The 4,209-nt window shown below is 67.3% G+C and carries 3 protein-coding genes; 2 read left to right on the top strand and 1 reads right to left on the bottom strand.

Annotated elements, in window-relative coordinates; all coding sequences use genetic code 11:
- The coding region (locus VGS97_RS12665) for an aldo/keto reductase (protein ID WP_326853596.1) at positions 1-929 on the bottom strand (929 nt) is incomplete at its 3' end.
- Between the two features lie 351 nt (positions 930-1,280).
- Here VGS97_RS12665 and VGS97_RS12660 point away from each other — a divergent pair.
- Together VGS97_RS12660 and VGS97_RS12655 are read left to right on the top strand one after the other, a co-directional pair.
- Entirely contained in the window at positions 1,281-2,492 is a 1,212-nt protein-coding gene (locus VGS97_RS12660; RefSeq protein WP_326853595.1) for a hypothetical protein, read from the top strand.
- A gap of 441 nt (positions 2,493-2,933) precedes the next feature.
- A partial coding sequence (locus VGS97_RS12655; RefSeq protein ID WP_326853594.1) for a hypothetical protein occupies positions 2,934-4,209 on the top strand: 1,276 nt, incomplete at its 3' end.

Raw genomic sequence — 4,209 nt, 5'->3', positions numbered from 1 at the left:
GGTACCGCGGCCTCGATCGCGGCGGCGTCCGCAGCCGTCAACGTCACGTCCAGCGAGCCGAGCGCCTCCACCAGCCGATCACGGCGACGCGCTCCGACCAGCGGAACGATCAGCTCGTCCTGGGCGGCGACCCAGGCGATGGTCAGCTGAGCCACCGTCACACCCTTGTCCTGGGCGACCTTGCGCAACTGCTCGACCAGTGCGAGGTTCCGATCCAGGTTCTCGCCCTGGAACCGCGGCGAGTGCGCACGGAAGTCGCCGGGATTCGCCGCGCCGCCCGACGTCCAGTGCCCGGACAGCAGTCCGCGTGAGAGCACGCCGTACGCGGTGATTCCGATGCCCAACTCGCGTACCGTCGGCAGGATCTCCGCCTCGACACCGCGTGAGAACAGCGAGTACTCGATCTGCAAGTCACTGATCGGGTGAACTGCGTGCGCGCGCCGGATCGTGTCCGCACCGACCTCGGACAGGCCGATGTGCCGCACGTACCCGGCCTCGACCAGTTCCTTGATCGCGCCGACCGTCTCCTCGACCGGGACGTTCGGGTCCAGCCGTGCGGGGCGGTAGATGTCGACGTAGTCGGTGCCGAGCCGGCGCAGTGAGTAGGCGAGCCAGGTCTTCACCGCGTTCGGGCTCGCGTCGTAACCGAGCCACGCGCCGTCGGGCCCGCGCAACGCTCCGAACTTCAAGCTGATCAGGTAATCCTCCCGGGCGCGATCACGCACGGCGGACCGCAGAAGCAGCTCGTTGTCGCCCATCCCGTAGAAGTCACCAGTGTCCAGCAGCGTCACGCCCGCGTTGAGTGCGGCGTTGACGGTGGCGATCGACTCGGACTCGTCAGCCGGCCCGTAGAGCGCCGACATGCCCATGAGGCCCAAGCCCAGCGCGGCGGTCTCGGGCCCGGTGGTTCCCAGATGACGCTTGTCCATGATCATTACTCCAGCTCCCGGGCGTGCCCCTGCGCGCCCACCTCGTCATAGTAGGACTATCGACTGACAGATTTCAATTTCTGTCACACGTCGCCATTGCGACCTGTGGGCCGAAGCCGCACTCATGGCACGTGCGCAGGCGCCTTTGCCCAGGAGTCACCAATGGCCACCAGTAGCTACCGGCAGCCACCTGAAGAAGTGCTCGATGATGCAGCGTGCGCTGCCCAGGAGTGCGGTATCGCAGAGCTTGTATCTGGCTGGGGGCGACCTTCTCTTGAGAGACAGCACTCGGATACACACGGGGCCGGTATCGCTGTGCACCGGCCGAGTGCTTCTACCAGGGAGGGAAAGTTGAAGGTCAATCGACTGCTGTCGCTGCGAGGGGGGCTGAGCCGGCGCGGTGACGCACGAGGCGGCGTGTGGCGCGTGCTGCCGCTGCTGGCGCTGGCCGCAGCGCTGTTCGCGGCGGGTGCCGCACCGGCCGCGGCCGCGGGGAGCACGAGCGCGCGTTCCGCGCACACGACGAGCACGACGAGCACGACGAGCACGACCAACAGCACCACTACGGCGGCCAAGCCCAAGCCGGTGCCGCCGACGGGCATCGCGGTCGGAACCGCGAACGTGCCCAAGCCGCACACCACCAGCCATGTCGGCGTGCGGCCCATGACCACGTGGACCGTGTCGCTGAGCGTGAGTGCGATGTACCTGTGGCCGACGCAGTACTCGACGTTGACCGCTACGGCCAGCCAGGACGTCGGGCCCACGCCGTACTTCATCTACATCATCAACGCGAACACCGGGGCGGCCGTCGCCGCGTGCGGCAGTGGCACCACCTGCGCGGTCACGCTGACCTACCCCACGCCCACCTACGACTACTTCTACGCCATCATCGCCACCAGCAGCGCCGGCGCGAACCAGCAGGCAATGTCGGCCGAGCCCGGGGTGGAGTGGCGCGGGATCCAGCTCACCCTGGCCGCCAGCCTCAACACCCTGCCGGTGGGCAACACCAGCACCCTGACCGCGACGAGCGACACCGACATCTCGTCCTCGCCGTTCTACATCCAGATCTGGGACACCACCGCCGGCGGCGGCCCGCTGAACGCCCCCTACACCTGCGGCACGGGCACCACGTGCAGCGTCTCAGTGAGCCAGAGCGTCGCGACCACGCACGCCTTCGTCGCCACCTTCGCCTACGACAGCACCACCTACCCGCCCTCCGGCCTGCAAACGACCAGCGCGACCAGCTACGTCACCTGGACCGCCTCCGGCTGGACCATCTCGCTCAACGCCCCGGCCCAGACGATCAACGGCCCCGAGACCATCACGGCGACCGCCAATGGCGACGTCGGTCCCACGCCCTACTACATCCAGATCTTCGATGAGAACGGCACCCGGATCGCGTCCTGCGGCTCCGGCTCGACCTGTTCGGTGAGCTACACGCCGGCCAGGTATCCCGGCAGTTGTTTCGTCGCCTTCGTCGCGTCGTACTCCACCACATTGCCCCCGGCCAACATCCAGGCCTCGTCCAACACCGCGTGCTCCCAGTACGTGTACATCGGCTAACCCGCTAACGGCGCATAAGCCGCCGCAAGCCGGAACTTCGCAATAGCAAGAAGGCGGGGAGCCCCCTGAACACGGGGACTCCCCACCGACATCTCGTAGATCCCTGACGAAAGCCATCGCCAAGGCAAACGGTGCATGATGCGTGATGCGCCACTGGAATGCGACGCCGTCCACAGTTCACCCAAGGCCCCACAGCACCCAACACGCCACGCCACGGCTCGACTTGCCCCGGCGGCGAAACTGAGAAGTATTCAAGTCCAGGGTAGAACTTCACATCAGCGCCAACGCAGATCAAGTGTGCTGTTCAGCGTTGGCGCGTCATGCGTCATGCGTCATGCGTCATGCGTTGTGAGCCGTGAGCCGTGCATCGTGCCTCATCATCAGTCATGAGTTGTGCGTCGTGCCGTAAAGCTACGGACGCGGCTTGCCGCCACGACTCGTGTGCTGCTGCTTGCCGCGATCCCAGTCCGAGCGCGGCCGGGAGCCTCCCGTGCCACGGCGGTCGTCGCGCCCGAAACGGTCGCTGTGCCCCGGACGGTCCGCGTCGCGGCTCCGATCGTTCCGAGCGAACCGGCTGCGACCGTCGCCGCCGCGCTCATCGAAGCCGCGCGCGTCGGATCCCCGGCCTTCGGAGCTGCGGTTCTCCGCGTTGCGGTTCTCGAAGCCGCGACTCTTGAAGCCCTGTCCCTCGAACCCGCGGCTCCCGGATCCGCGATTCTCAGATCCTCGGTTTTCGGAATTGCGGTTCTCAGCGTTGCGGTTCTCGAAACGGTTGCCGCCGAAGCGCTGGCCCTCGTGGCGACGATTGTCGCCGTCGCGCTCGGGCCGTTCGAATCCGCGTCGTGCCCCGTCGCGCTCGTTGAAGTTGCGGCCCGCCTGACCACGTCCTTCGAAAGTACGCTCCGTGGAGCTACGCCCTTCGAACTTGCGCCCATCAGACCCCGGCCCTTCGGATCCGCGGCCTGCTGCCGGCGAGCCATCCCGCCGACTGTCGTGGTCACGGCCGTACCGGTCGCCGTCGCGACGATCGAACGGTCGGTCACGCCGATCGTCGCGGTTGTAATCGTCGCGCTTGTAGCGGTCACCGTCACGGCGCACGAATTGGCCCTGGCCCTGACTCTGAGGTTCGTCCCGGCCTCGCTCACGGCCACCGGTTGCGTCGTTACCGCCACGGCTACCGTTGGCGTCAACGCCGCCGTCGAAGCCACGACGGAAGGTCTCACGACCCTCGGCACCACGACCCTCGGCTCCGCGTCCTTCAAAGCTGCGACCTTCGGATCCGCGACCCTCAGTCCCACGACCCTCGAATCCGCGACCGTCCGTCCCGCGTCCTTCGAATCCGCGTCCTTCGAAGCTGCGCTTTTCGAACTTGCGCTTTTCGGGCTCTCGCTCCCCGAATCCACGCTGTGCGAACTCACGCCCTTCGGAATCACGCCCTTCGGAATCACGCCTTTCGAACGTGCGCCGTTCGAACCCGCGCTCCGCCGATGCGCCGTGGCGCTCGTCGCGGCCGTACCGACCGCCGTCACGGCGCGCATAGCCGCCACCGTTCCCGCCGCTGCCAAAGCTGCCACGTCGCTCGTCACGACCGTACCGGTCGCCGTTCCGGCGCTCGTTCGAGCGGGGAGCCCGCTCGCGCACCGGGAGCGTGAACGGCGTGACATCGCCGGGCTCCGGTACCTCGCGCGCACCCGTCAACTGCACCAAGGCCGCGCTT

The organism is Actinocrinis sp. (assembly GCF_035946395.1).
Lineage (GTDB): Bacteria > Actinomycetota > Actinomycetes > Streptomycetales > Catenulisporaceae > Actinocrinis.
The sequence above is the reverse complement of the archived record's forward strand: the minus strand, read 5'-3'. Positions and strand labels throughout refer to the sequence as shown.